Source organism: Micromonospora sp. NPDC051925 (assembly GCF_044548625.1).
Taxonomy (GTDB): domain Bacteria; phylum Actinomycetota; class Actinomycetes; order Mycobacteriales; family Micromonosporaceae; genus Micromonospora.
In genome coordinates, this window is the sequence record NZ_JBIUCH010000004.1 from 183,375 (window position 1) to 209,431 (window position 26,057).

24 protein-coding genes and 1 pseudogene are annotated in these 26,057 nt (G+C 72.8%); 19 read left to right on the forward strand and 6 right to left on the reverse strand.

Translation table 11 applies throughout. The annotated features are described in order from the left end of the window. Positions 1-61 precede the first annotated feature (61 nt). Positions 62-1,864, reverse strand: a complete 1,803-nt coding sequence (locus ACIG87_RS07260; protein WP_396848995.1) for an ABC transporter ATP-binding protein — start codon at positions 1,862-1,864, stop codon at positions 62-64. A gap of 117 nt (positions 1,865-1,981) precedes the next feature. On the opposite strand from ACIG87_RS07260, the gene ACIG87_RS07265 reads away from it, so the two are divergent. After that, positions 1,982-2,410, forward strand: coding sequence for a MarR family winged helix-turn-helix transcriptional regulator (locus ACIG87_RS07265; RefSeq protein WP_396848997.1), 429 nt, complete (start codon positions 1,982-1,984; stop codon positions 2,408-2,410). Positions 2,411-2,555: 145 nt separating this feature from the next. Here the strand turns inward: ACIG87_RS07265 and ACIG87_RS07270 are convergent, their stop codons facing one another. Then, positions 2,556-3,551 (reverse strand): DUF559 domain-containing protein, encoded by a 996-nt coding sequence (locus ACIG87_RS07270; RefSeq protein ID WP_396848999.1) that lies wholly within the window; start codon positions 3,549-3,551, stop codon positions 2,556-2,558. Positions 3,552-3,734: 183 nt separating this feature from the next. Between ACIG87_RS07270 and ACIG87_RS07275 the strand changes: the two genes are divergently transcribed. From ACIG87_RS07275 to ACIG87_RS07310, 8 genes and pseudogenes are all read left to right on the forward strand, one after another. Then, the gene (locus ACIG87_RS07275; protein ID WP_396849001.1) at positions 3,735-3,932 is read left to right on the forward strand and encodes a hypothetical protein; all 198 of its coding nucleotides are present in this window, start codon (positions 3,735-3,737) and stop codon (positions 3,930-3,932) included. Positions 3,933-4,004: 72 nt separating this feature from the next. After that, positions 4,005-4,289 (forward strand): annotated as a pseudogene (locus ACIG87_RS07280) (FAD-dependent oxidoreductase); the annotation flags it as partial. A gap of 85 nt (positions 4,290-4,374) precedes the next feature. Then, on the forward strand, positions 4,375-5,109 hold the full coding sequence (locus ACIG87_RS07285; protein ID WP_396849002.1) for a lysozyme: 735 nt from the start codon (positions 4,375-4,377) through the stop codon (positions 5,107-5,109). 141 nt (positions 5,110-5,250) lie between these two features. Beyond that, on the forward strand, positions 5,251-5,916 hold the full coding sequence (locus tag ACIG87_RS07290; protein ID WP_396849003.1) for a peptidoglycan recognition family protein: 666 nt from the start codon (positions 5,251-5,253) through the stop codon (positions 5,914-5,916). A gap of 36 nt (positions 5,917-5,952) precedes the next feature. Further along, a complete protein-coding gene (locus tag ACIG87_RS07295) occupies positions 5,953-6,324 on the forward strand; it encodes an ArsR/SmtB family transcription factor (RefSeq protein WP_396849254.1) in 372 nt (123 codons plus the stop codon). Then, on the forward strand, positions 6,321-6,962 hold the full coding sequence (locus ACIG87_RS07300) for an SRPBCC family protein (RefSeq protein WP_396849005.1): 642 nt from the start codon (positions 6,321-6,323) through the stop codon (positions 6,960-6,962). Before ACIG87_RS07295 ends, ACIG87_RS07300 begins: the two co-directional genes overlap by 4 nt. A gap of 217 nt (positions 6,963-7,179) precedes the next feature. Then, positions 7,180-7,779, forward strand: coding sequence for an NADAR family protein (locus ACIG87_RS07305; protein WP_396849006.1), 600 nt, complete (start codon positions 7,180-7,182; stop codon positions 7,777-7,779). A 103-nt stretch (positions 7,780-7,882) separates the two neighbouring features. Beyond that, entirely contained in the window at positions 7,883-8,392 is a 510-nt protein-coding gene (locus tag ACIG87_RS07310) for an NUDIX domain-containing protein (RefSeq protein WP_396849008.1), read from the forward strand. Positions 8,393-8,723: 331 nt separating this feature from the next. Here ACIG87_RS07310 and ACIG87_RS07315 read toward each other — a convergent pair whose 3' ends face one another. Continuing rightward, the gene (locus ACIG87_RS07315) at positions 8,724-9,884 is read right to left on the reverse strand and encodes an LLM class flavin-dependent oxidoreductase (RefSeq protein ID WP_396849009.1); all 1,161 of its coding nucleotides are present in this window, start codon (positions 9,882-9,884) and stop codon (positions 8,724-8,726) included. Between the two features lie 115 nt (positions 9,885-9,999). On the opposite strand from ACIG87_RS07315, the gene ACIG87_RS07320 reads away from it, so the two are divergent. The 6 genes from ACIG87_RS07320 to ACIG87_RS07345 all read left to right on the forward strand — a co-directional run bounded on the left by ACIG87_RS07320 (position 10,000) and on the right by ACIG87_RS07345 (position 16,129). Continuing rightward, on the forward strand, positions 10,000-10,971 hold the full coding sequence (locus ACIG87_RS07320) for an aliphatic sulfonate ABC transporter substrate-binding protein (RefSeq protein WP_396849011.1): 972 nt from the start codon (positions 10,000-10,002) through the stop codon (positions 10,969-10,971). Then, on the forward strand, positions 10,968-11,801 hold the full coding sequence (locus tag ACIG87_RS07325; protein ID WP_396849013.1) for an ABC transporter permease: 834 nt from the start codon (positions 10,968-10,970) through the stop codon (positions 11,799-11,801). Before ACIG87_RS07320 ends, ACIG87_RS07325 begins: the two co-directional genes overlap by 4 nt. Before the next feature lie 170 nt (positions 11,802-11,971). Next, positions 11,972-12,694 carry an ABC transporter ATP-binding protein gene (locus ACIG87_RS07330; protein ID WP_396849255.1) on the forward strand — a complete coding sequence of 241 codons (723 nt, stop codon included), beginning with the start codon at positions 11,972-11,974 and terminating at the stop codon, positions 12,692-12,694. A gap of 15 nt (positions 12,695-12,709) precedes the next feature. Next, positions 12,710-14,128, forward strand: a complete 1,419-nt coding sequence (locus ACIG87_RS07335) for a selenium-binding family protein (RefSeq protein WP_396849015.1) — start codon at positions 12,710-12,712, stop codon at positions 14,126-14,128. Beyond that, a complete protein-coding gene (locus tag ACIG87_RS07340) occupies positions 14,125-14,760 on the forward strand; it encodes a hypothetical protein (RefSeq protein ID WP_396849017.1) in 636 nt (211 codons plus the stop codon). Before ACIG87_RS07335 ends, ACIG87_RS07340 begins: the two co-directional genes overlap by 4 nt. Before the next feature lie 91 nt (positions 14,761-14,851). After that, a complete protein-coding gene (locus ACIG87_RS07345) occupies positions 14,852-16,129 on the forward strand; it encodes a molybdopterin-dependent oxidoreductase (RefSeq protein WP_396849019.1) in 1,278 nt (425 codons plus the stop codon). 177 nt (positions 16,130-16,306) lie between these two features. Here the strand turns inward: ACIG87_RS07345 and ACIG87_RS07350 are convergent, their stop codons facing one another. After that, positions 16,307-17,755: an endo-1,4-beta-xylanase gene (locus ACIG87_RS07350; RefSeq protein ID WP_396849021.1), complete on the reverse strand. Its 1,449-nt coding sequence runs from the start codon at positions 17,753-17,755 to the stop codon at positions 16,307-16,309. Between the two features lie 327 nt (positions 17,756-18,082). Continuing rightward, on the reverse strand, positions 18,083-20,014 hold the full coding sequence (locus ACIG87_RS07355) for an ABC transporter ATP-binding protein (RefSeq protein ID WP_396849023.1): 1,932 nt from the start codon (positions 20,012-20,014) through the stop codon (positions 18,083-18,085). A gap of 235 nt (positions 20,015-20,249) precedes the next feature. On the opposite strand from ACIG87_RS07355, the gene pgi reads away from it, so the two are divergent. Beyond that, positions 20,250-21,887 carry a glucose-6-phosphate isomerase gene (gene pgi, locus ACIG87_RS07360; RefSeq protein ID WP_396849257.1) on the forward strand — a complete coding sequence of 546 codons (1,638 nt, stop codon included), beginning with the start codon at positions 20,250-20,252 and terminating at the stop codon, positions 21,885-21,887. Between the two features lie 471 nt (positions 21,888-22,358). Beyond that, positions 22,359-22,616 (forward strand): hypothetical protein, encoded by a 258-nt coding sequence (locus ACIG87_RS07365; protein WP_396849025.1) that lies wholly within the window; start codon positions 22,359-22,361, stop codon positions 22,614-22,616. A gap of 151 nt (positions 22,617-22,767) precedes the next feature. Here ACIG87_RS07365 and ACIG87_RS07370 read toward each other — a convergent pair whose 3' ends face one another. Further along, entirely contained in the window at positions 22,768-23,802 is a 1,035-nt protein-coding gene (locus ACIG87_RS07370; protein ID WP_396849026.1) for an ABC transporter substrate-binding protein, read from the reverse strand. A 160-nt stretch (positions 23,803-23,962) separates the two neighbouring features. On the opposite strand from ACIG87_RS07370, the gene ACIG87_RS07375 reads away from it, so the two are divergent. Further along, complete coding sequence (locus tag ACIG87_RS07375) at positions 23,963-24,949, forward strand: FecCD family ABC transporter permease (RefSeq protein ID WP_396849028.1); 987 nt, start codon at positions 23,963-23,965, stop codon at positions 24,947-24,949. A gap of 56 nt (positions 24,950-25,005) precedes the next feature. Then, positions 25,006-26,028, forward strand: a complete 1,023-nt coding sequence (locus ACIG87_RS07380; RefSeq protein WP_396849259.1) for a FecCD family ABC transporter permease — start codon at positions 25,006-25,008, stop codon at positions 26,026-26,028. Positions 26,029-26,057 lie beyond the last annotated feature (29 nt).

The window sequence follows — 26,057 nt, forward strand, 5'->3', positions numbered from 1 at the left end:
CCGCTGATCGAGGACTCACGTCTTGCAGATCGGGTTCTTCCGCTCGCCTGATCGATCCTGGTCAGCTGGCCAGGGTGGCGTACCGGCCGGCGTGGGCCAGCAGCGTCTCGTGGGTGCCGGACTCGACGATCCGGCCGTGGTCGAGCACCGCGATCTGGTCGGCGTGCCGGACGGTGGAGAGCCGGTGCGCGATGGTGAGCACCGTACGCCCCTCGGCGAGGGTGTCGAAGGCCCGCTGGACGGCCCGTTCGGTCTCGGTGTCCAGCGCGCTGGTGGCCTCGTCCAGCACCAGCACCCGGGGGTCGCGCAGCAGCGTACGGGCGATGGCCAGGCGTTGCTTCTCGCCGCCGGAGAAGCGGTGGCCCCGGGAGCCGACGACCGTGTCGTACCCGTCGGGGAGGGCGGCGATCAGGTCGTGGATCTGCGCGGCGCGGGCGGCGGCCTCCAACTGGGCGTCGGTGGCGTCAGGGCGCGCGTACCGCAGATTCTCGCGGATGGTGGTGTGCAGCAGGTAGGTCTCCTGGCTGACCACGCCCACGACGGCGGCCAGGTCGGTCAGCCGCAGGTCGCGCAGGTCGATGCCGTCGATGGTGATCCGGCCGGCGGCCGGGTCGTGCAGCCGGCTGACCAGGGCGGCGAGGGTGCTCTTGCCGGATCCGGTCTCGCCGACCAGGGCGAGGCTGGTGCCGGCCGGGACGTCCAGGGTGATGCCGGCGACGGCGGCGGTGTCGCTGCCCGGGTAGCTGAAGGTGACGTCCTCGACCCGCAGGTGCCCCCGAATGCGAGCCGGGTCGATCGCCACCGGCCGGGCCGGGTCGTCCACCTCCACCGGGAGGTCGAGGTACTCGAAGATCCGGGCGAACAACGCCAGCGAGGCGGTCAGCGTGACGCCGACGTTGAGCAGCCCCATCAGCGGCCGGAACAGCCCGCCCTGGAGCGCGGTGAAGGCGACCAGGGTGCCGATGCTGAGCGTGCCGGCGGTGCCGGGCAGCCCGGCGCCGAGATAGATCACGGCCGGGATGGCGGCGAAGATGATCGTCATGGTGGCCATCCGCCAGCGGCCGGCCAGCTCCGAGCGCAGTTCCAGGTCGACCAGGCGGGCCGAGGAGGTGGTGAACCGGTCGATCAGCGCGTCGCCCGCGCCGAGGGTCTTGCTGAGCTGTACGCCGCTGATCGACAGCCCCTCCTCGATGGTGACGTTGAGGTCGGCCAGCTCGCGCTGGCGCTGGGCGGTGATCTCACGGCGCATCGAGGCGACCCGGCGGGTGAGCCAGATGGCCGGGGGCAGCACCACCAGCGAGACCAGGGTGAGCCGCCAGGACAGCGCCACCATGGCGACCAGCGTCGCCACCACGGTGGTCAGGTTGGACGCGATCGAGGTGGCGGTCGAGGTGACCACGGCCTGCATCCCGCCGATGTCGTTGGTGATCCGCGACTGCACCTCACCGGTGCGGGTGCGGGTGAAGAACGCGATCGACTGCCGGTGCAGGTGGGCGAAGACGTCGGTGCGCAGCCGGTGCATCACCAACTGCCCGACCCGGGTGGAGATCCAGGTCTGCGCCACGCCGAGCACGGCGGTCACCGCCGCGACGGCGATCATGCCGACGACCAGCCAGACCAGCAGGTTCAGGTCGCGCTCGGGCAACGCGCGGTCGATCACGGCCCGCAGCAGGAAGGGTGAGGCCATCGCGACCACCGACGACACCACGATGATCGCGGTGACCACGGCCAACTGCCCGCGGTACGCGGTGAACAGCCGGCCGATCCGGCGCAACGAGACCTCGCGGGCCTGGGTCTTCTCGGCGGCACTGACGGTCCGGGGGGCGCCGCCGCGGCCCTCCCGGTGGGTTTGCGTGGTGTCCAAGGGGGTTCCTCTTCCGTTCGGGGGCTCCTGTGCCTGCGGGGGCAGGCTCTGAGTCAGGGATTTGCTGAGGTTACCTCATCATGAGGGAGCAACAGCGATTGCTGCTACCGTATTCCGGTGACCGGCGAGAAATCCGACCCGCCCGAGGAGAGCCTCGCGGAGCTGTTCTGGGCGGTGGCCCGGCGGCTGCGCCACCAGTCCCGGCGTACCCTCGAACCCTGGGACATCAACCCCGGCCACGCCCGTGCCCTGACGGTGCTCACCCGGCACGGGGCGATGCGGCTCAGCGCCCTCGCCGACCACCTGCACATCGCACCCCGCTCCACCACCGAGGTCGTCGACGGCCTCGAGGAACGCGGGCTCGTCGCGCGCCGGCCCGACCCGGCCGACCGGCGGGCGACCCTGGTCGCGCCGACCGACGAGGGTACGCGGGTCGGGGCGGCCATCCGGGCGGCCCGCACCGCCGAGGCGGAACGCTTCTTCGGTCACCTCTCCCCCACCGACCACGCCGACCTCACCCGCATCCTCCGCACCCTCCACGACTGACCCCGCCATCCCACCCCGACCGACCCGGCCCAGCCCCAGCCCCGGCCACCGCCTGCCCCTCCCGGCCGCAGTTCGGCTGCCGTTACTCCGACGCCTCGCCCGGATCTCCCACACGTCGCATGAGAAGGACCCGAACCCGGGCAGCTCACGTGCCGGGCATCGGGATCCCGGCGCACCGATCACGCATCGCGGTATCGCGTCGGGTGGCGAGGATCGCGTGCACCTCGTGGCGGACCGCGTCAGGCTCGTGGACCAGGCGGAGGCGGGCGAAGCGCACCACGATGATGCCGACGGTGGCGAGCAGGGCATCCCGACGCAGATCGATCTCGCGTTGACGGGAGTCGCCGTGGGTCGTCGCGCCGTCGAGTTCGAAGTCGACGCGCTCCCGCTCGGCGTACACGTCGAGGTACATGGTACGGCGACCGACGACGATCCGGGCCTGCCGTTGGAACGCGGGCATCCCCGGGCCGGTGAAGACGTGGTCGTGTCCCCATATCTCCAGGGGGCTGCGACACCCTGCGACGAGCCGGTCGAGCAGCGCGCACAACTGCGCCCGGCCGCTCAGCCTCGGCACGGCGGCGAGGGCCGACGCGATCCGCGCCGGGGTGGTGAGCCGGTCGTTGACGGCCCTGATCACCGGGGCGGGGCGGTCCGGCACGGGCAGCAGAGGCCAGGCGTCGACCAGCGCCCGCTCCAACCGCACCACCGGACAACCACCCCGACTCAGCACGTGGGGTGGGACCAGGGCGAAGCCCACTCGGTGATGGATCATCAGGTGCGCCCGGGGCCGGAGCCCGGAGCCGGCGACCACGTTGAGGCACACCGGTTCCCCGGCCGGCTGGCCGCGCACACCCCACGCGGCCAGGGCGGTGAGACTACCCAGCGCCGCGCGCCCCTCGGCCCAGGCAAGCGCCGCACGGATGCGAAGGGCGGCGTCGAGCAGCGGGAAGGTCGCGCCACCAACCGAGTGGGCAGCGGCGGGTACGAGGGCGGCGTCGACGTAGACGCCGGGCAGGACCCGTCGGAGTTGGCCGACGCGATCAGCGTGGGCAAGTACCCAGGGTGGAACCACCTGGACCGCCGCCCGTCGGGTGACCACGCCGCCTCCCTGCTCGACCAGGGATCGCAACACCGGGTGCATGTCCAGAGGTTGCCCTCCCGACCCGCACCGCCTCAACGTGCCGCCCTGCTCCCTGTGGACGCTGACCTCCTTGTGGACAACCCCCACGTCCCCCGGAACTCTGCTACGGCACCCCAAGATCGTATTGCGATTTGATGCACTCTCCCCGGCGTGTCGTCTGCATTTCGGCAATTTGATCATGGGGTGGGGTATGCGGAGGGCGTGCGGGTGGTGGGGGTCGGTGGGGGTTTTCGGGGCTCGCCGCTGCGGCGGCACTGTGCCCGGGGCGGGGTGCGGGTGCGGGTGCGGGTGCTGTTCTACCTGCGCAGTGGCGGTGGAAGCGCACTGCTGCTGGGGATGGTCGGCCGCCCCCAGCCCGACGACCTCGTCGAGTACGACTGATCGGCCGACGAGTGGACCCGGGGTTGCTTCTGCGGGGCGCTGACACCCGGCTCCTGACGGGACTACGGTCCCGCGCTGCGCCAACCGGTGGGACGGGTGCACCGGGCGGGCACCGAGACGGCGACCCGCTGGGCCGGTTACCTGGAGGGCGCGGTGCTGGCCGGTGAGTGGGCGGCGGCCGAGGTCCTCGCCCACCCCTTTACCCAGACCCCGCCCCACCGCCGAATCCCGGCCGACCGCCGAAACCCTACCTATCACCTGGACTCCGGCCGACACGGTCCGACCGGACCTCGACCGTTGCGCCCTGCGCCGATCCACCACCCGGAAGATATCGACAATCTTGAGTGCAGCTATTGAAAACTTTCTCCGCTCGCGACCTAATACCTGACAGTTCCTTTCACCGCTCCCGCCGTACCCACACGGCATCCCCCAGGGAGGAAAGATGAACCGTCTCCGCGCGATCGCGGGCACGCTGCTGGCGACCGCCACCATGGTCGCCGCCGCCACGTTCGGCGTCGTCACCCCGGCCGCCGCCGCCCCGGCCGGGCTGCCCGGCATGGACGTCTCGAGCTACCAGGGCAACGTCAACTGGTCCGCCGCCTGGACCAACGGCGCCCGGTTCGCCTACGTGAAGGCTACCGAGGGCACCTACTACACCAACCCGTACTTCGCCCAGCAGTACAACGGGTCGTACAACGTCGGGATGATCCGGGGCGCGTACCACTTCGCCCGGCCGGACACCACGACCGGGGCCACCCAGGCCAACTACTTCGTCGACCACGGCGGCGGTTGGTCGAAGGACGGTCGGACGCTGCCCGGCGCGCTCGACATCGAGTACAACCCGTACGGGGCGACCTGTTACGGGCTGAGTCAGAGCGCCATGCGCAGTTGGATCACCTCCTTCGTCAACCAGTACTACACCCGCACCGGGCGCTGGGCGACGATCTACACCACCACCGACTGGTGGACCACCTGCACCGGCAACTACAGCGGCTTCGCCGCCAACAATCCGCTCTGGCTCGCCCGGTACGCCGGCACGGTGGGCACCCTGCCGGCCGGCTGGTCCACGTACTCCTTCTGGCAGTGGGCATCGTCGGGCACCTTCCCGGGCGACCAGAACGTCTGGAACGGCACCCTCGACCGGCTCAAGGTGCTGGCCTGCAACGGTCCCTGCTGACCCGCCCCGCCCCGACCGACACCGAAGCCACCCCGACCGACACCGGAACCGCCCCGTGTCCACCGGCGGAGCCCCCATCCAACGGCGGCGGGCCCAAGCAGGTCCGCCGCCGGACCCTCCCGCCATCCCGAGGAGCCTGCCATGTCCGTACCCGTGTCCCGGCGCAGTGTGCTGCGCGGCGCGGTGTTGCTCGGCGCAGCAGCCGGCGCGACCACCCTGGCCCAGGTCGGCGGCGGCAACGCGCACGCCGCCGCCCGCGTCGACCAGCCGGTCATCGCCAACTGCGCCACCTGGGGGGCCCGGCCGCCCTCGTCTGCGGTGAGCGTGGTCGAGAGCCGACCCAACAAGATCATCGTGCACCACACGGCATTCCCGAACTCGACCGACTACAGCCTGGCCCACGCGTACGCCAACTCGCGCGACATCCAGAACCTGCACATGGACGGCAACGGTTGGCTCGACTCCGGGCAGCACTTCACCAACAGCCGGGGCGGTCAGCTCACCGAGGGCCGGCACGGCAGCCTGTACGCGCTGCTGCACGGGCAGACCATGGTGCAGGGCGCGCACTGCGTCGGGCAGAACAGCCAGGCCATCGGCATCGAGAACGACGGGATCTACCTCGACGTGCAGCCGCCGCAGGCGCTGTGGAACAGCCTGATCGTCTTCTGCGCGTTCACCTGCCAGCAGTACGGCATCCCGGCCAGCCAGATCTACGGCCACAAGGACTTCGCCAGCACCCAGTGCCCCGGCCTGTTGCACGACCGGTTGCCCGAGCTGCGGTCCGCCGTCGCCGCACTAATACAGTGATTGCTTATATAAGCCATGGCTGATACAAAGGGGACCGTGCACGCCTTCGACGTCCTCGGCGACCCGGTACGCCGGCGCATCCTCGAACTGCTCGCGCAGGGCGAGCGGAGCGCCGGTGGGGTCTGCGCGGTCATCCAGGAGGAGTTCGGCATCTCCCAGCCCGCCGTCTCGCAGCACCTCAAGGTGCTGCGGGACAACGGTTTCGCCACCGTGCGCCCGCAGGGCGCCCGACGGCTCTATGCGGTCGACCCCGCCCCGCTGCGGGAGGTCGACCAGTGGCTGGAGGGGTTCCGCCGGTTCTGGACACCGGCGCTGGACGCCCTGGGCACCGAGCTTGCCCGAGGTCGGCGCGAACGGCGGTCGCACACCACGACGGACGACCCGACCCAGCACCGGAGCACATCATGATCGAGACCAGCCACCAGATCAGCGCCGTACGACGGACCGTGGGCAGCCGCACCCTGGAAGCGGGTGAGGCACGCGTGCTGACCATCAGCCAGACGTACCGGACGACGCTGGACGACCTCTGGGACGCCTGCACCAACGCCGAACGCATCCCCCGCTGGTTCCTGCCGATCTCCGGCGACCTGCGACTGCACGGCCGTTACCAGTTCGAGGGCAACGCCGGTGGCGTGGTGCAGCGCTGCGACCCGCCGAAGAGCTTCGCCGCCACCTGGGAGATGGGCGACGAGGTCAGCTGGATCGAGGTACACCTGACCCCGGAGGGTGACGAGCGGACCCGGTTCACCCTGGAACACGTCGCCCACGTCGACGACGCGCGGTGGACCGAGTACGGCCCCGGCGCGGTCGGCGTCGGCTGGGACTCCGGTCTGCTCGGCCTCGCCAGCCACCTGGTCGGCGACGGCACGGGCATCACCCCCGAGGAGGCCGTCGCCTGGATCGGCTCCGAGGACGGCCGGCGCTTCATGACGCTGAGCGGCGAGAGCTGGGCCGAGGCCGACATCGCCGGCGGCACCGACCCGCAGGCCGCGCGGGCCGCCGCCGCCCGCACCATCGCCGCCTACACCGGCGCACCCTCCGCCTAACAACCCGGCGACCCGGCTGAACGGCCGCACGGCGATACGGCGGGCCACGGTCGTCGTGGTCCGGCGAATCGGTGCAGACTGCCGGTACGCTGCCGACAGACTGCCGATACGCCCACGGGCAGGCTGCCGGCACCTGCGGACAGTGCTGTCGGTGCCTGCGGGGAGGCTGCCGGCACCTGAGTCGAGGCTGTCGGTGCCTGCGGGGAGACTGTGCGACATGCCTCCCCGCCGTGCCGAAGACGTCCTCGCCCTGCATCGCGCCGGGCATCCGGTGAAGTACCTCTGTTTCTGGGGGCACCGGCCCCGGCGGGACGGCACCGTTGGCCAGAGTTGTCTGAGCCAGTGGTGGCCGGCCCCCTTCACCGTCGACGGGCGGCACTTCCCCACCGCCGAGCACTGGATGATGTGGCACAAGGCGCTGCTCTTCGACGACACCGAGGCCGGTGACCGCGTTCTCGCCGCACCACATCCGCACCGGGCCAAGGCCATCGGCCGGGAGGTACGGCACTTCGACCAGACCGTGTGGGAGGCCCGGCGCTACGCCATCGTGGTGGCCGGCAGCCTGGCCAAGTTCGGCCAGCACGCCGACCTGCGGGCGTACCTGCTGGGCACCGGGGAGCGGGTGCTGGTGGAGGCCAGTCCGGTCGACCGGGTGTGGGGGGTCGGGCTGGCCCCCGACGATCCGCGCGCCGAGGAACCGGCCCGCTGGCGCGGGCTCAACCTGCTCGGCTTCGCCCTGATGGAGGCCCGCGACATCCTGCGCGACGCCCCATCGACCCACCCTGAGCCGGCCGCGAGCACCGGTAGACCTGCCTGAGCCGGCCGGCGAGAAGCGGTAGACCTGCCCTGAGCAGGCCGGCGAGGAGCCGGGTCGACCTGCCTGGGTCAGGCCGTGACCCAGGCCGGTAACGTGCGGCGGCATGACCGCCCTCCCGTACACGCACTGCCACTACTGCGGCGCGGCCTACCCGGCGGACGCCGGCTGGCCCCGGCTCTGCGCGGCCTGCGGGGAGACAGTATGGCGTAATCCCACCCCGGTCGCGGTGGCGCTGCTTCCGGTACGCACCGACGCCGGCCTCGGTCTGGTCGTGGTCCGCCGGGACATCGAGCCGGCCCGGGGCCAGCTCGCCCTGCCCGGCGGCTTCGTCGAGTACGGCGAGGAGTGGTCCGAGGCGCTGGTCCGGGAGTTGCGCGAGGAGACCGGCCTGGTCGACGAGGCGGAGCGGGCGCGACTGTTCGCGGTGCACGGCGCCCCGCACGGCGGCACGATGATGATCTTCGGGGTGCTGCCGGAGCGGCCGGCGGCGGAGTTGCCGCCGTCGACGGCCACCGACGAGGCGACCGAGTGGCTGGTCCTCACCGAGCCGGTCGAGCTGGCCTTCTCCACCCATACCCGGGTGCTGGCCGACTTCCTCGCGGGCCACGCTTGACCCACTGCACGACCCACCCGGACAACGACGATCCACTACGGCCACTCACCGTAATCATCCTGCTTCCCCTGACCACTCCCCCACGCCCCCTTTGCTCTGCCGCCCCCGAGGCGACGGTGACGCCAGGTAACCGTCGCGCCGATGGCAGCAGAGCAAAGGGGGCGGGTGAGGGTAATGGGGATGGCGAAGCGGCTGAGGAAAACACCTGTTCAGGAAGGTGCGGTGGCGAGTCGCCTGTCGGGATGCGGTGAGGTGGCGGTGACGGCGCTCACCGAAGGTAACGGAGGAGATCGGGCGGCGGCAACACCGTGAGTGACGGAGGGATGGGGCGTCAGACCCGGGCCGGTTGCGGGGCGAACGGGATGTTCGCCGGGGTGTCGGCGGCCGGGTCGCCGGCCGGGTGCCGCCACAGCCCCCGGGACCGCAGGATCGGCAGCACCCCCTCGCCGAACCAGTACGCCTCCTCCAGGTGCGGGTACCCGGAGAGGATGAACTCGTCGATGCCGAGCGCGTGGTACTCGGCGATCCGGTCGGCGACCTCGGTGTGGCTGCCCACCAGCGCGGTGCCCGCGCCGCCCCGGACCAGCCCCACCCCGGCCCAGAGGTTGGGGGCGACCTCCAGCCCGTCCCGGCTGCCGCCGTGCAGCGCCAGCATCCGGCGCTGCCCCTCGGACTCGCTGCGCCGCAGCCCCTCCTGGGCGGCCCGGACGTCCGCCTCGTCGACGCCGTCGAGCAACCGGCCGGCCTGCGCCCAGGCCGCGTCGGCGGTGTCCCGGGCGATGACGTGCAGCCGGATGCCGAAGTGCAGCGTGCGGCCGGTGTCCGCCGCCAGGGCGCGAATCCGGTCGAGCTTCCCGACCACCTGGGCGGGCGGTTCGCCCCAGGTCAGGTAGACGTCGCTGTGCCGGGCGGCCACCGGGCCGGCGGCGGCGGACGACCCACCGAAGTAGACCGGCGGCACCGGGTCGGGCAGCCGGGACAGGCTGGCGCCCTCGACCCGCAGGTGCGCCCCGGTGTGGTCGACGGTCTCGCCCCGCCAGAGCGCCCGGACGACGTGCAGGAACTCGTCGGTACGGGCGTACCGGGCGTCCTTGTCGAGGAAGTCGCCGTAGGAGCGCTGTTCGGCGGACTCCCCGCCGGTGACCACGTTGAGCAGCAGCCGGCCGCCGGAGAGTCGTTGGAAGGTGGCGGCCATCTGGGCGGCGAGGGTGGGTGAGAGCAGGCCGGGGCGGAACGCCACCAGGAACTTCAGCCGTTCGGTGACCTCGGACAGCATCGCGGTGGACAACCAGGCGTCCTCGCACCAGGCCCCGGTCGGGGTGAGCGCGCCGACGAAGCCGAGTTGCTCGGCGCTGCGGGCGATCTGCCCGAGATAGGCGACGGTGGCGGGGCGGGTGCCAACGGCGGTGCCGACCGCGACGCCGTGGCCGCCCCCGACGATGTCGCGGCCGTCGCCGTGGGTGGGCAGGAACCAGTGGAAGGTCAGCGGCATCGAAGGTCCTCCTGAGGGATGGGACGGGGACCACGACAGGCTCCCATAAAACCTATCGGCTTGGTAGGTTACTGCCCGCCGCCGACCGCACCCCGCCCGTTCCCGAGGAGTCGACATGCCCACCCCACCGAGGCGCGTCCGCCGCCTGGCCACCGCCCTGTTCACCGCCCTGTCGCTGGTCGCCGTCGGCGGGGTCACCGGCTGCGCCGACGACGCCGCCGACGCGGGTGCCGGCACCGGCCCGCTGCGCATCGGCTACCAGCGCTTCGGCGGGCTGAGCCTGGTCAAGGCCCGCAACGCCGCACCGGACGCGCAGTGGTCGCTGTTCGAGAGCGGTCCCGCCCTGACCGAGGCGCTCAAGGCCGGCTCGATCGACATCGGCCAGGTCGGCGAGGCGCCCCCGGTCTTCGCCGCCGCCGCGAAGATCCCCTTCTCGGTGATCGGCACCTCCGCCCCCATCCCCCAGGGCGAGGCGGTGCTGGTCAAGGAGAGCAGCGGCCTGAGGACCTTCGCCGACCTGCGCGGCCGGACGGTGGCGCTGAACAAGGGCAGCAACGTCCACTGGCTGCTGGTCCGGCTGCTGGAGGCGAACAAGATGACGCTGAAGGACATCAACGTCAAGTACCTCAAGCCGGCCGAGGGCCGGCCCGCCTTCGACAACGGCCAGGTCGACGCCTGGATCATCTGGGACCCGTACTTCGCCCTCGCCGAGCAGCCCGGGGTGCGGGTCCTCGCCGACGCCACCGGCCTGGCCAGCAACCGGGAGTACGTGCTGGCCGCCCCCGGGGTGGTGCGGGACCGCACCGACGACGTGCGCGCCTTCCTCCGGACGTACCGGGAGGTCACCGACTGGGGGATCGCCCACCCGCAGGAGCGTGCCCAGGTGCTCGCCCCCGAGCTGAAGATCCCGCTGGACGTCACCACCCGGGCCCTGGCCCGCAGCGCCCGGCCGCTGGCTCCGGTCACCCCCGCCGTCGGCGCGGAACTCCAGGCCATCGCGGACGGCTTCACCACCCTCGACCTCGTCCCCGGCCCGGTGGACATCTCCGGTCGGGTCGACGACCGGTTCAGCGCGGTGTTCCAGTGAGCAGCACCGTGCTGGTCGCCGCGCCGCCGAGCGCCGTCGCGGCCCCGCCGGAGACCGGTCGGCGACGGCGCATCCGGGGCCGCTGGCGGCGGCTGGTCAGCCCGGTCGTGCTCGTCGTCGGCTGGGAGGCCGCCGCCCGCGCCGGACTGCTCGCCCCGGAGAAGCTGCCCGCGCCGAGCCGGGTGCTCGCCACCGGCGTACGGCTGGCCGGCGACGGAACCCTCGGCGTCCACCTGCTCGACTCGCTCACCCGGGCCGGTGTCGGGCTGCTCGTCGGCGGGCTGCTGGCCCTGGTGCTCGGTGCCGCCGCCGGCCTGCTGCGGCTCGGCGACGACCTGGTCGACCCGCCGGTGCAGATGGCCCGGATGCTGCCCCACCTGGGGCTCGTCCCGCTGCTGATCATCTGGGTGGGGATCGGCGAGTCGCTGAAGATCACCCTGGTCGCGCTCGGTGTCTTCTTCCCGATCTACTTCAACACCTACGCCGGCATCCGGGACATCGACGAACGGCTCGTCGAGGCGGCCCGGACCTGCGGTCTCGGTGCCGCCGCCCGGCTGCGGCACGTGGTGCTGCCCGGGGCGCTGCCGTCGCTGTTCCTCGGGCTGCGGCTGGCGATCGGGGCGGCCTGGCTCAGCCTCGTCGTCGGCGAACAGGTCAACGCCCAGACCGGCGTCGGCTTCCTGATGATGGAGGCCCGGGAGTTCAGCCAGACCGACGTGGTCGTGCTCGGCCTAGTCATCTACGCCCTGCTCGGGTTGCTGTCCGACCTCGCCCTGCGGGTGCTGGAGAGGAGGACGCTGACATGGCGACGCGGCCTGCGGGCGACCTGACCGGCCACCCGGACGACACGGCCGGCGCGACGGGCCACGCGGCCGGGCCGACAGGCCACGCGGCCGGGCCGACAGGCCACGCGGCCGGGCCGACAGGCCACGCGGCCAGGCCGACAGGCCACGCGGCCAGGCCGACGGGAACGGGCGATACGGACGACGGGGTGAGCGGGGTGGGGCCGGTGCTCGCCGCCCACGCGGTGCGGCGGGCCTTCGCCGACCGGCCGGTGCTCACCGGGGTCGACCTGACCGTCGCCGCCGGTGAGGTGGTGGCGCTGCTCGGCGGCAGCGGCTCCGGCAAGAGCACCCTGCTGCGGGTCCTCGCCGGCCTGGACGCCGAGGCCACCGGCGAGATCCGGCTGCACGGCACCGCCGCCGTGGTCTTCCAGGAACACCGGTTGCTGCCTTGGAAGCGGGTCGGCGACAACGTGGCGCTGGGGTTGACCGGTCCCGACGTCCGGGCCCGGGTGGAGCGGGCGCTGACCGAGGTGGGGCTGGCCGATCGACGCCGGGCCTGGCCGGCCGAGCTGTCCGGCGGCCAGGCCCAACGGGTGGCGGTGGCCCGCGCCCTGGTCCGCGAGCCGGACCTGCTGCTGCTCGACGAGCCGTTCGGCGCGCTCGACGCGCTGACCCGGCTGCGGATGCAGTCCCTGCTGCGCCGGCTGCGCGCCGAGCACGGCTTCGCCGCACTGCTGGTCACCCACGACGTGGAGGAGGCGCTGCTGCTCGCCGACCGGGTCCTGCTGCTCGACGGCGGCGTCATCGCCGAGCAGATCCCCGTCGACCTCGGACCCGTCGGCCACCGCGGCGACCGGCCCGCCCGCTCCCCCGACCATCCCGCCTTCGGCGCGCTGCGCCGCCACCTGCTCGACCGCCTCGGCGTACCCGCCGCCTGACCCACCGGAGACCCGATGACCCGCTGGACACCCGACCCGAGCTTCTACCCGTCCCCCCGCGAGGCGGCCACCGCGCCCGCCGAGAAGCTGGCCTACGTCGCGGCCTTCGACCGTACGGCGCAGCGGCCGGATGCGATCGTCGTGCTCGACACCGATCCGGATTCCGCCGACTACGGGCGGGTGGTCGGCTGGACCGACCTGCCGCACACCGGCGACGAGCTGCATCACTTCGGGTGGAACGCGTGCAGCAGCGCGCTCTGCCCGACCGCCCCGCACCCACACGTCGAGCGGCGCTACCTGATCGTGCCGGGGCTGCGGTCCTCGCGCATCCATGTGTTCGACACCCAACCGGACCCCCGCGCTCCGCAACTGGTCAAGGTGATCGGCGCGCAGGAACTGGCCGATCGGGCCGGTTACTCCCGCCCGCACACCGTCCACTGCGGCCCGGACGGCATCTACCTGTCGGCGCTCGGCGGCATCGACGGCGCCGAGGGCCCCGGCGGGATCGCCGTGCTCGACCACACCACGTTCGGAGTCCGCGGGGCCTGGGAGGCCGACCGGGGCCCGCAGTTCCTGGCGTACGACATGTGGTGGCACCTCACCCAGGACGTGCTGGTCACCAGCGAGTGGGGCACCCCGTCGATGATCGAGGACGGCATCGTCGGCGAGCTGCTGCTGGGGCGGAAGTACGGTCACGCGATCCACTTCTGGGACCTGGCCAAGCGTCGGCACCTGCAGCGGGTCGACCTGGGCGACCAGTACCAGATGCCGCTCGAGCTGCGCCCCGCGCACGACCCGACCCAGTCGTACGGCTTCGTCGGGGTGGTGATCAGCGTCGAGGACCTGTCGGCCTCGGTCTGGTTGTGGCACCGCGACGGCGCGGGCGCGGACGCCCCGTGGGCGGTGACCCGGGTGATCGACATCCCGGCCGAGCCCGCCGATCCGGCCGACCTGCCCGACCTGCTCAAGCCGTTCGGCGCGGTGCCACCGCTGGTCACCGACATCGACCTGTCGGTGGACGACAGGTTCCTCTACGTCTCCTGCTGGGGCACCGGCGAGCTGCGCCAGTACGACGTCAGCGACCCGTTCCACCCGGTGCTCGTCGGCTCGGTGCGGCTCGGCGGCATCGTGGCGCGCACTCCCCACCCGGCCGCGCCGGACGAGCCCCTCGCCGGTGGCCCGCAGATGGTGGAGGTCAGCCGGGACGGCCGGCGGGTCTACGTCAGCAACTCGCTCTACGGCTCCTGGGACGACCAGTTCTACCCCGACGGGGTGGGCGCCTGGCTGGCGAAGCTGGACGTCGACCCGGAACACGGTGGTCTCACCCCCGACGAGCGGTTCTTCCCACGCGGGGCGGAGTTCCGCGGGTTGCGGGTGCACCAGACCCGCTTGCAGGGCGGTGACGCCAGCTCCGACTCGTACTGCTTCCCGTGACCGGGCGGACCCTGCTCGCGCTGGCGGCGCTCGGCGCGTTCCACGGGCTGAACCCGGCCATGGGCTGGCTCTTCGCGGTCGCCCGGGGGTTGCAGCAGCGCCGCCGGGCGGCGCTGCTGGCCGCGTTGCCCCCGATCGCGGCGGGCCACCTGGCCTCCGTGGCGGTGGTCGCCGCACTGGTCACCGCCACCCGGTCGGTCACCGCCAGCACCGCGCTGGCGGTGACCGGCGGGGTGGTGCTGGTCGGCTTCGGGCTGTGGCGGCTGCTGTCGCGGCGGCACTTCCGCTGGGCCGGGATGCGGTTGTCGGCGGCACAGCTGGCCGGCTGGTCGTTCCTGATGTCGTCGGCGCACGGAGCCGGGTTGATGCTGCTGCCGGTGCTGCTTGCCGACCCGCCGCCGACCGGCAGGCACGCCGGGCACCTGGCGGCGGCACCGGCCGGTGCGCTGCCGGGACTGGCCGCGGCCGGGGTGCACACCCTGGCCATGCTGGGCGTCGCGCTGACCGTCGCGCTGGTGGTGTACGAGGTGCTCGGCGTCGGGGTGCTGCGCCGGGCCTGGTTCAACGTGGACCGGCTCTGGGCCGGGGTGCTGGTCGCGGCCGGGTTGGTGACGCTGGCCGCCGCGATCTGACCGAACGGCACAGCGCTGTCGACCAGTGGCCCCACTCGGCGGCAACTCCTACTATCTCAGTAGGAGTTGCCGCCGAGTCCAAGGAGTTCCGTTGTCCACCACCCTCTCGCACGACGAGGCCGACCACGACGCCCGCCGGGCCCGGCAGTGGCTGGCCGGCCAGGCCCGGGGCGGCGCGGTGTCCCGCGCCGAACTGATCGAACTGGCCGCGGCGATGAGCGCGCTCGCCGCCGCCGCCGACGATCGGGGGCCTGTTGCGCTCGCCGCCGACCCGGTCGGGGTGGACCCGGGCATCGTCAAGCCACTCCCCGCCGAGCTGCTCACGCCTGTGGAGAGCAACGCCGAGATGCGCTGGGAGGCGATGGCCGGGCAGGGGTACATGGTCCCGAACGACCGCTTCTTCGTCCGTAACCACACCCACACCCCCCGGCTCGACGCCGACACCTGGCGGCTGCGCCTGTTCGGCGACGGCCTGCGCGGCACCCCGACCCGGGACGCCCCGGTCGAGTTCGGCTACGCCGACCTGCGGGCGCTGCCCGCCGTCGAGCTGCCCGCGCTGGTCGAGTGCGCCGGCAACGGGCGGCACTTCTTCGCCGCCCAGCAGGACACGCCGGTCTCCGGGCTGCAGTGGCGGCTCGGCGGTGTCGGGGTGGCCCGCTGGCGGGGTGTTCCGCTGGCCACCGTGCTGCGCCACGCCGGGTTGACCGCCGACGCGGTGGACGTGATGCCGGAGGGCCTGGACCCGCCGTACGTCACCGGGGGTGTCGACCTCGGCCGGGTACGCCGTCCGCTGCCGATCGGCAAGGCCCTCGACGACGTGCTGCTGGCGTACGAGATGAACGGCGCGCCGCTGCCGGCGGACCACGGTTTCCCGGTGCGGGTCGTGGTGCCCGGCTGGATCGGGATCTCCTCGGTGAAGTGGGTCGGCCCGATGGAGGTCTCCACCACGCCGCTGTTCTCCCCGTGGAACACCCGCCTCTACCGGATGTTCGGCCCCGGCCATCCGGGCGACGGTGGGCCGGCCGACGTGCAGTCGGTCAAGAGCGCCTTCGAGCTGCCCTGGGACGCCCGGCTGGCGGCCGGCGTCGAGACCACGCTGACCGGTCGGTCCTGGTCCGGGGCCGGTCCGATCGACCGGGTCGAGGTCGACACGGGCGACGGGTGGCACCCGGCCACCCTGGTCGAGGCGGACCGGGGCGGGCCCTGGCAGCGGTGGTCGACGCGATGGTGCCCGCCGACCGCCGGCCGGTGGACGCTGCGGGCCCGCGCGGTCGACGTGACCGGGCGGGTTCAGCCCGACCGGGCCGGGTTCAACGACCTCGGGTACCACTTCGACGGGGTGATCCGGCATCCGGTGACGGCGGTCTGACCCGCCCGTCGCCCGGCGGGGTTCCCCGATGACCGCCGGTCGGCGGGGCCCGGCGTCGACGGGCGGGGGCCGCCCGTCGCGCGCATCGGCCGGCCGCCCGGGTGCGACGGGCGGCCGGATCATCCCGGCGCGACGGCGACGACCGTCGCGCCGGGATGGGTCCGGATCAGGCCGGGGTCAGACGCGGGCGCAGGTCGGCGTCCCGGTGGGACCGTTGCCGGTGCCCTGGAAGCCGAACTCGGTGCTGGCACCCGCACCGACGGTGCCGTTGTAGCTGACGTTGCGGAAGGTGACGGTGCCGGAGGTGCCGGTGTTCTGCGCGCTCCAGGCGTTGGTGACGGTGGCCCCCGAGGGCAGGGTCAGGCTGACGACCCAGCCGTTGAGCCCGGCGGAGCCGGCGGTGACCTTCACGTTGGCCACGAAGCCACCGGTCCAGGAGTTGAGCGTCACCGACGCGGTGCAGTCCCCGTTGCCGGGCGGCGGCGTGGTCGGCGGAGCCGTGGTGGGCGGGGCGGTGGTCGGCGGCGCGGTGGTGGGCGGGGCCGTGGTCGGCGGCGCGGTGGTCGGCGGGGTGGTGGTGCCGCCGGCGTTGAGCGCGTTCAGCGTCGAGGTGTACGCGGCCTTCTTGTTGCCACTGGCGTCGAAGAGCAGCGGAGTGCCGCTGGCCCGCCACGAGTCCGAGTCCCGGATCCCCCACACGGTGATGCCGGTGCAGCGGGAGATCGCCAGGCAGGCCTTCACCACACGGGAGTAGCTGTCGGCCTGGGAGCTGCCGGAGCCCTCGATGTCCAGCTCGGTGATCTGCACGTCGACGCCGAGGTTGACGAAGCGCTGGAGGTTGGCCTGGTAGTCCGACGGCACCGGCGACTGGGCGTTGAAGTGCGACTGGAAGCCGACGCAGTCGATCGGGACGCCCCGGGACTTGAAGTCCTGGACCATGGCGTACACGCCGTTGCTCTTCGCGTTCTGCCCGTCGGTGTTGTAGTCGTTGTAGCAGAGCTTCGCGCCCGGGTCGGCGGCACGGGCGGCCCGGAACGCCGCCTCGATCCAGTCGTTACCGGTCCGCTGCAGGTTCGAGTCCCGCCGACCACCACCGTTGCCGTCGGCGAACGCCTCGTTCACCACGTCCCAGGCGTAGATCTTGCCCTTGTAATGGGTCGCGACCTGGGTGACGTGGTTGAGCATCGCGTTACGCAGCGCGGTGCCGGACATGTTCTGCGCCCAGCCCGGCTGCTGCTGGTGCCAGGCCAGCGCGTGACCGCGGACCCGCATCCCGTTGGCCTGGGCGTGGCTGACGAGCCGGTCGCCGCTGGAGTAGTTGAACTGGTTCTGGTTCGGCTCGGTGGCGTCCCACTTCATCTCGTTCTCGGCGGTCACCATGTTGAACTCGCGGTTCAGGATGCCGACGTAGACGGAGTCGGAGAGCTTGTTCACCGCCACCGCGGTACCGAAGTAGCGGCCGTTCTCGGCGGCGGAGGCGCCGAGGGTCGTCCCGGCGCTGGCGCTGGAGGCGATGGCGACGGTGGTGCCGACGGCGACGACGCCGGCGGCGATCGAGACCAGTGCGGCACGCAGCCGCGGTGGTGTCGTCCGACGCCCGCTGCTGCGGGCGGACACATGGTTCATGGCAGACGCCTTTCCAAGATGGTGAGGAGTGCATCGCCCCGGCCTTCGCCCGAGTGCGGTGGCCGGCCCGGGGAGGCAGCGTGGTCCGCCCGGAGGCCACGCCGGCCTGTGCCGTCGCTCGACCGCCACCGCAGAGGTCGAGGGATTACTCGCGTGACGCTATCGAAACATCTCCGAAAGTTCAACGAATGTCGATACCCGATCTGCGCCTGCGATGGCCGACCGAATGCCCGAAAGGCCCGGAACAGCACGGCGGAGCTCCCGATCCGACCGGCAGATCAGGCTTCGAAACCTTTCGACACCACTCCCCACGAGGCGGGACGACCCTCACTCGGTGGCCGCGAGATAGCCGCTCGCCTGGAGCTCGAACAACTCCCGGTACGGCCCGTCGGCGGCCATCAGCTCGTCGTGGTTGCCCTGCTGCACGAGGCGGCCATGGTCCATCACGAAGATCTGGTCGGCGTGCCGGACGTTGGCCAGCCGATGGGTGATCAGCACGACCGTCCGGTCGGGCCGACGACGCAGGTGCGCGAAGAGCGCGTGCTCGGCGCGGGCGTCGAGGGCGGCCGAGGGCTCGTCGCAGATCAGCAGCCGGGCGTCGCGGTAGAGGCCCCGGGCGGCCACCAGCCGCTGCCACTGCCCACCGGAGAGGTCGTGGCCGTTCTTGAACTCCCGGTCGAGCAGGGTGTCGTAACCGAACGGCAGCCCGGCGATCATGTCGTGCGCGGCGGCCGACCGGGCGGCGTCCTCGACGGTCGGCCCGGCGGCGTCCGGGGACCGGTCGTGCCGGCCGATGCGGATGTTCTGCCCGGCGGTGAAAGGGAACTTCCACCACTCCTGGGTCATCACCGCCACCTGGGCGGCGGTGGTCGCCGGGTCCAGCTCGGCGATGTCGGCGCCGTCCCACCGGATCACCCCGCCGGTGGGGCGGTAGAGCCCGGCGATCAGCTTGGCCAGGGTGGTCTTGCCGGAGCCGTTCTCGCCGACCAGGGCGATCACCTCGCCCCGACGGACGGTGAGGCTGACCTCGTCCACCGCCGGGGTGTCGGTGTCCGGGTAGCAGAGGCTGACCCGGTCCAGCTCGATGGCGTCGAAGCCGGCGGTGGGCCGCCCCTGGCCGACGGTGGTGCGGCCCCGGGCCCGGTCGAGGAAGTCCCGGTAGTCCTGGTAGTAGAGGGCGTCCTCGTAGAGGTTGTTGGTGGCGTAGACGGCCAGGCCGAGGCTGGACCGGGCCGACTGGAGGGCGAGCAGGGCGGTCGCCGCCGCGGCCAGCGCGACCACACCGGTGAGCAGCAGCCCGCCGAGGACGGCGTAGACCGCGAAGGCGGCGATCCCGCCGACGGACATCCCGACCGCCCTGGTCCGGCTCTGCGCCCGCGCCAACCGGAGCAGCGCGGCGGTCTCGCCGGTCATCATCCGGCGGAACTCGGCCAGCAGGAAGTCGCGCATCTGGTACGCCCGGACCTCGGCGGCGGTGTGCCGGTTGGCCATCAGGTGGGCCAGCATCCACATCCGGCGGCGGCGGGTGATCCGGGCCAGCATGTCCAGGTACTGCCGGCGGGCCATCTTGACCGCGGTGACCGCCTCGGGCACCGCCGCGAGCAGCAGGCAGGGCAGCAGCACCGGCTGGATCACGGCCACCGCCGCGGCGGTGGCCAGCACGCCCACCACACCGGTGATCAGATTGACCGCGTGGTCCACGATGGACGCCGCCTCGGCCATCCCGCGGTCGCGGACCCGGTCCATCTCCTCGGCGAAACCGGCGTCGTCGAAGGCGGCCAGCTCCACCGCCGTGGTGGCCTCGAACAGCCGCAGCTCCACGGCGTAGTTGATCTGCGGCATCAGCCGGGCCTGCGCCCAGCCGGCGGTGACGGTCAGCGCGCCCTTCGCGGTCACCGCCGCCGCGGCCAGGACCAGCGCGGGCAGGGCGGCCCGGACCCGACCCGGCGTCGGGCCGGCGGCGAACAGCTCACGCAGCACACCGGTGGTGGCGAGCAGGCCGAGGGTGGTCATCACCCCGGCGGCGAGGTTCAGGCCGATGGCGGCGAGGGTGTCGCGTCGGTTGGTGGCCCAGGCCAGCGCGATGGCCTCGTGGAGCAGCCGGGGCAGGCGGCGGGCCACCGCACGGAAACTGGTGTGCGCGAACTCGTCGGCGTGGTGCATCCAGCCGGCGTCCGCCAGCTCCGGCAGCTCCAGACCGGCCGCGCCATCGGGCTCGTCGGTGGTGGTCGAACGACGGGGGCCGATCACCGTCGCCATGGGTCCTCCCGGGCCGAAGGGGCGGGGCACGGCGAGCCTACTGTCAGCGACGATCCGATGTCGCCAGGTGACCGGCGTGTCGTACACCTGTCGCATTGGCGTGTCGCCGGCCACCCTGCGGGACGGCGCCGCCGCGTCGCGTCGCGTGGCCGCGCCCCGGGTGGCAGGCTGGACACGAACCGTCGGCGCACCGCGTGGCGCGTCGACGAACATCGTGAAGGAGAAGATCGACCCGATGGCTGCGAGTGTGACCACCACCGACGAATGGCAGGCGCTGCGCAAACACGCCGAGACGATGCGCGGCACCCACCTGCGGGAGCTGTTCGCAGCCGACCGGCAACGGGGTGAGCGGCTCACCGGCGAGGTCGCCGACCTGCACGTCGACTACAGCAAGAACCTCGTCACCGACGAGACGATCGGGCTGCTCACCGCGCTGGCCGAGCGGGTCCGGTTGACCGACCGGATCGCCGCCATGTTCGCCGGGGAGCACATCAACTCCACCGAGGACCGGGCCGTGCTGCACACCGCGCTGCGGCTGCCGCGCGACGCCGCGCTGACCGTGGACGGTCAGGACGTGGTGGCCGACGTGCACCGGGTGCTCGACCGGATGGCCGCGTTCAGCGAGCGGGTCCGCTCCGGGCAGTGGCGCGGGCACACCGGCGAGCGGATCAGCACGGTGGTCAACATCGGCATCGGCGGCTCCGACCTCGGGCCGGTGATGGCGTACGAGGCGCTCAAGGCGTACCGCGACGGCGGGATCAACTGCCGGTTCGTCTCCAACATCGACCCGACCGACATCCACGACAAGACCCACGACCTGGACCCGGCGAGCACCCTGTTCGTGGTCGTGTCGAAGACCTTCTCCACCCAGGAGACGCTGGCCAACGCCGAGCAGGCGAAGACCTGGCTGCTGTCGGGCCTGGACGCCGACGACGACGCGGCGATCGCGAGGCACTTCGTGGCGGTGAGCACCAACGCGGGACGGGTGGCCGACTTCGGCATCGACCCGGAGAACATGTTCGGCTTCTGGGACTGGGTGGGTGGCCGCTACTCGCTGCCATCGGCGGTCGGACTGTCGGTGATGCTGGCGATCGGGCCGAACCGGTTCCGCGAGTTGCTGGCCGGCTACCACGCCGTCGACGAGCACTTCCGCAGCGCACCGGTCGAGCGGAACCTGCCGGCGCTGCTGGGGCTGCTCAACGTCTGGTACGTCGACTTCCTCGGCGCGCAGACCCACGCCGTGCTGCCGTACTCGCAGTACCTGCACCGGTTCCCGGCGTACCTGCAACAGCTCACCATGGAGAGCAACGGCAAGTCGGTGACCCGGGACGGCACGCCCGTCGACCACCCGACCGGGGAGATCTTCTGGGGTGAGCCGGGCACCAACGGCCAGCACGCCTTCTACCAGCTGATCCACCAGGGCACCCTGCTGATCCCGGCGGACTTCATCGCGTTCAGCCAGCCCAACCACGACCTGGGCGAGATGCACGACCTGTTCATGTCGAACTTCTTCGCGCAGACCGCCGCGCTGGCCTTCGGCCGGACGAAGGAGCAGGTCGAGGCGGAGGGGACGGCGGCCGACGTGGTGCCGCACCGGGTGATGCCGGGCAACCACCCGACCACCTCGATCATCGCGCCGAAGCTCACCCCGTCGACGCTGGGCCAGCTCATCGCGCTCTACGAGCACATCGTGTTCACCTGCGGCGCGGTCTGGGACATCAACCCGTTCGACCAATGGGGCGTGGAGTTGGGCAAGGTGATGGCCAACCAGCTCGCGCCGAAGCTGACCGGCGACGCGCCGGACCTGGCCGACGTCGACTCGTCCACGGCGGCGCTGATCCGCCGCTACCGGCAGGAGCGCGGCCGGGCCTGAGGCCCACCCCCACCCGACACAGTCGGGCCTGAAACCCACCTACCCGACACAGCCGGGTTCAAGGCCCACTGACCCGACAGCCGGGCCGAGATCCGCCGGGCCCGCGGCCGGGCGGAGGTTCCCCGGACGGCGACCGGCCTGAAGTCCCAGAAACGGCGGCCGGGTCATCACGACCCGGCCGCCGTTCCTCCGGTACGCGGCGAATGGTCAGCCGATGGCGGCGGCCGGGGCCACCGTGGACGCGGGCGATGCCGCCCGGGGTCGGTGCACAGGGTCACCTCCCGGGCACGCAGCGCCTCGGAACCGCCGCCTCCCTGCGCTTCGGCAGAGCACCGCGCGGGCGCAGAGTGGTGTTCCCCACGCAGGTCAGGTGGTTTTGCCGCCCAAAAGGCAGGAGACTCTTCTTCGGTACCGACAAAGGGGGAGACCGTGTCCGACACCGACCGCCCGCAGCGACATACCCGAGCCGCCGTGCCCGCCGGGGTAACCGATCCGCTCCTGTGGCGACTCGCCCTCGACGTGATCGACGCCCATCACCCGGACCAGTCCGGGCGCTGCGACAACCTGCTCTGCGAACACCAGGTGTGGCCCTGCCACGCCGCGCGCAACGCCCGCCGGGCGCTGACCATGGCCGGTGACGCGTCGGCCGAGACCGAGGACGACCGGCGCACCGCCGGGGAACAGCAGGGCCTGCGCCCGCGTCGCTCGCGTAGCGCCGAGGCCGCCTGACCGACCGTCGTCCGTCCCTCTCGACCCCGGCGGCTGGCGCACCGGGCCGGCGAGGCGGGACGCGGCGACGGCGGCTGCCACCCCGCCCGTCACCACGACACCGGGCGGCAGGTGGCGATGTCCCGACGCGGGGATTCCGCCACCTGCCGGCTCAGCCCAGCCGCTTGGCGGAGCGGATCGCGGTGGCCAGGTTCTCCAGCAGCGGGGCCGCGCCGGCGTACGAGAAGCGGGGCACCGCGTCCCACGGGGTCACCTGGTTGGCCTTGACCGCCGGCAGCTGCGCCCAGGTGGGCTTGGCCGCGAGGTCCTTGGGCTGCAACGCGGTGGAGCGGTTGTCCAGCAGGATCAGATCGGCCGGGAACTTGCCGGCGTTCTCCCAGCTCAATGCCTCGAAGTAGTCGCCGGCTTCGAGCTTGGTCGGCACCACGATCTCCACGCCCAGCTCGGCGAAGTACATCAGGTCGGTGCTGACCTTCGGGTTGGAGACGTAAAACAGGTCCGGGCTGCCCGAAGAGGCCATCACCCGGATGCCCGGGTTGGCCTTGACCGCCGCGCGGACCTGCTCGGCGGCGGCCTCGAACCGGGCCTTGGCGTCGGCGACCTTCGTGGCGGTCAGGTCCGCGCCGAGCGAGCGGGCCAGTTCGGCGTAGCGCTCGATCGGGCGGGTCATCGGGGTGCGCGCGGTGCTGATCGCCACGCTCGGCGCGAGCTGGAGGATCTTGTCGCGGCTCTCGTCCGGGACGTACCAGAGGGCGTCCGGGTCGTACATGTGGGTGACCAGCAGCTCGGGGCGGAGCGCGGCGTACTTCTCCACGTTGAACTCGCCCCAGACGTTGCCCAGCACGGTGACCCGGTCGACGTCGAGGTCGCCGGCCTGCGGGTCGCGGGAGCCGTCGGTGCGGGTGGTCTCGCCGAACACCCCGACGAGCTGGGAGTCGAGTCCGAAGTCGACAAGCGCGGCGGCAACCCCGGTGAAGGCGACCACCCGGGTCGGCGCGGTGGCCGCGTCGACCTTGCGCTGGCGGTCGTCGGTGAAGCTCCACGGACCGGCGGAGCCCTTGGCGGCAGGCTTCGCCGGGTCGTCACCCCCACCGCAGGCGGCGAGGAGGGCGGTCAGGGCCGCGCCGCCACCGGCGGCGAACAGGCCCCGGCGGGAGAGTCGGGGTGAGGGTGAGGAAGGCAGCATGTGACGTCTTTCGGTCAGGCCCGGACCGCGATGATCCGCGACGGCACGGTTAGGTTAACCTAACCTAAATCGCTGTCAACAGGCGGCACGCGCCGCTCTCGACATCCTGGAGCCGACACTGTCCGTCACCATATCCCCACCCGCCGCCCCGCCGGGAGCCGTGACGTCCCGCCGGCGCACCGGCGTCCGGGCTGCCGGGCTCGGTACGGGCCTGCTGCTGCTCGTCGCGGTGGCGGTGCTCAGCATCGCGGTCGGCGCGAAGCAGCTCACCCTCGTCGAGGTGTGGCAGGGCCTGGTCTCCACCGCCTCACCCGACCACGCGGTGGTGCAGCAGATGCGGCTGCCCCGTACGCTGCTCGGCCTGCTCGCCGGGGCGGCTCTCGGCGTGGCCGGCGCGCTCATGCAGGCGCTCACCCGCAACCCGCTCGCCGACCCGGGCCTGCTCGGCATCAACGCCGGCGCGTCCGCCGCCGTGGCCACCGCCACCGCGCTGCTCGGCGTCGCCACGGTGCGGGGGTGGATCTGGTTCGCCCTGCTCGGGGCGGTGGTCGTCACCGTGGCGGTGCACGCCATCGGTGGCGGCCGGCAGGCCACCCCGGAACGGCTGGCGCTGGCCGGGGCCGCCCTCAACGCGGTGCTCTACTCGTACGTCAGCGCGGTGATGCTGCTCGACGCGGCCTCGCTGGACCGGCTGCGGTTCTGGACCGTCGGCTCGCTGGCCAACGCGGACTTCGCCACCGTCGCCACGGTGGCCCCGTTCATCCTGGTCGGCCTGCTGGTCGGGCTGGCCGGGGCCCGCCCGCTCAACGCCCTGGCCCTCGGCGACGACGCGGCCCGCGCGCTCGGCGCCCGACCCGCCCTGGTCCGGGCCGGCACCGTCGCCGGGGTCACCCTGCTCTGCGGGGCGGCCACCGCCGCCTGCGGCCCGATCGTCTTCGTCGGCCTGCTGGTCCCGCACCTGGTACGCGCGCTGACCGGGCCGGACCTGCGCTGGCTGCTGCCCTACTCGGCGGTGCTCGCACCGGTGCTGCTGCTCGGTGCCGACGTGCTCGGCCGGGTCCTCGGCCGACCCGGCGAACTCCAGGTCGGCCTGGTCACCGCCGTGCTCGGCGGGCCGCTGTTCCTGCGTCTGGTGGCCCGCCGATGAACCCCACCCGCTTCGCCGGCCCGCCGACCAGGACCCGACCCTCCAGCCTGCCACCGGTGCGGGTGGTACGGCTCGGCGGTCGCTCCGTGCGCTGGCGCGTCCGGACGCTGACCGTCATCCTCTTCGCCACCGTCCTGGCCGTCGTCCTCGGGGTGCTCGCGATCGGCGGCGGCGACTACCCGATGAGCCCCGCCGACGTGCTGCGCACCCTCACCGGCGGCGGCAGCCCCGCCGAGGACTTCATCGTCGGCGAGCTGCGGCTGCCCCGGCTGGTGACCGCGCTCGGTGTCGGGGCCGCCCTGGCGCTGTCCGGCGCGATCCTCCAGTCCCTGGTCCGCAACCCGCTGGGCAGTCCGGACGTGCTCGGCGTCACCCAGGGCGCGGCCACCGGCGCGCTGATCGTGGTGGTGGCCGGCGGCGGCACCCTGCTGCTCTCCGGCGCGGCGCTGCTCGGCGGACTCGCCACCGGCCTGCTGCTGTGGGCGGTGGCCGGCCGGCACGGCCTGCACGGCTACCGGCTGGTGCTGGTCGGCATCGGCACCACGGCGATCCTCACCGGCGTCAACGGCTGGCTGCTCACCCGGGCCCCGCTGATGGACGCGGCGAGGGCCGTGCTCTGGCTCACCGGCAGCCTCGACGGGCGGGGCTGGGCGCAGGCCGTCCCGCTGCTCGGCCTGCTGGCGCTGCTGATGCCGGTGGTGGTCGTCGCCGCCCGGGCGCTGTCCATGATCGAGCTGGGCGACGACACCGCCACCGCGCTCGGGGTGCCGGTGTCCCGGGTCCGGCAACTGCTGCTCGGTGCGGCGGTGCTGCTCGCCGCCGTGGCGGCAGCCGCCGCCGGGCCGGTCTCCTTCGTGGCCCTGGTCGCGCCGCACCTGGCCCGCCGGCTCACCCGGGCCCCCGGCCCGAACCTGGCCGCCGCCACCTGCACCGGGGCGGTGCTGCTGCTCGCCGCTGACCTGGCCGCGCAGCGGGCGGTCGACGGCCACCAACTTCCCGTCGGGGTGGTCACCGGGCTGATCGGCGGGGCCTACCTGGTGTGGCTGCTCGCCGCGCGACGACGCGCGGCACGGATCTGAGGAGGACGCGGTGACGCAGGACAGTCGGC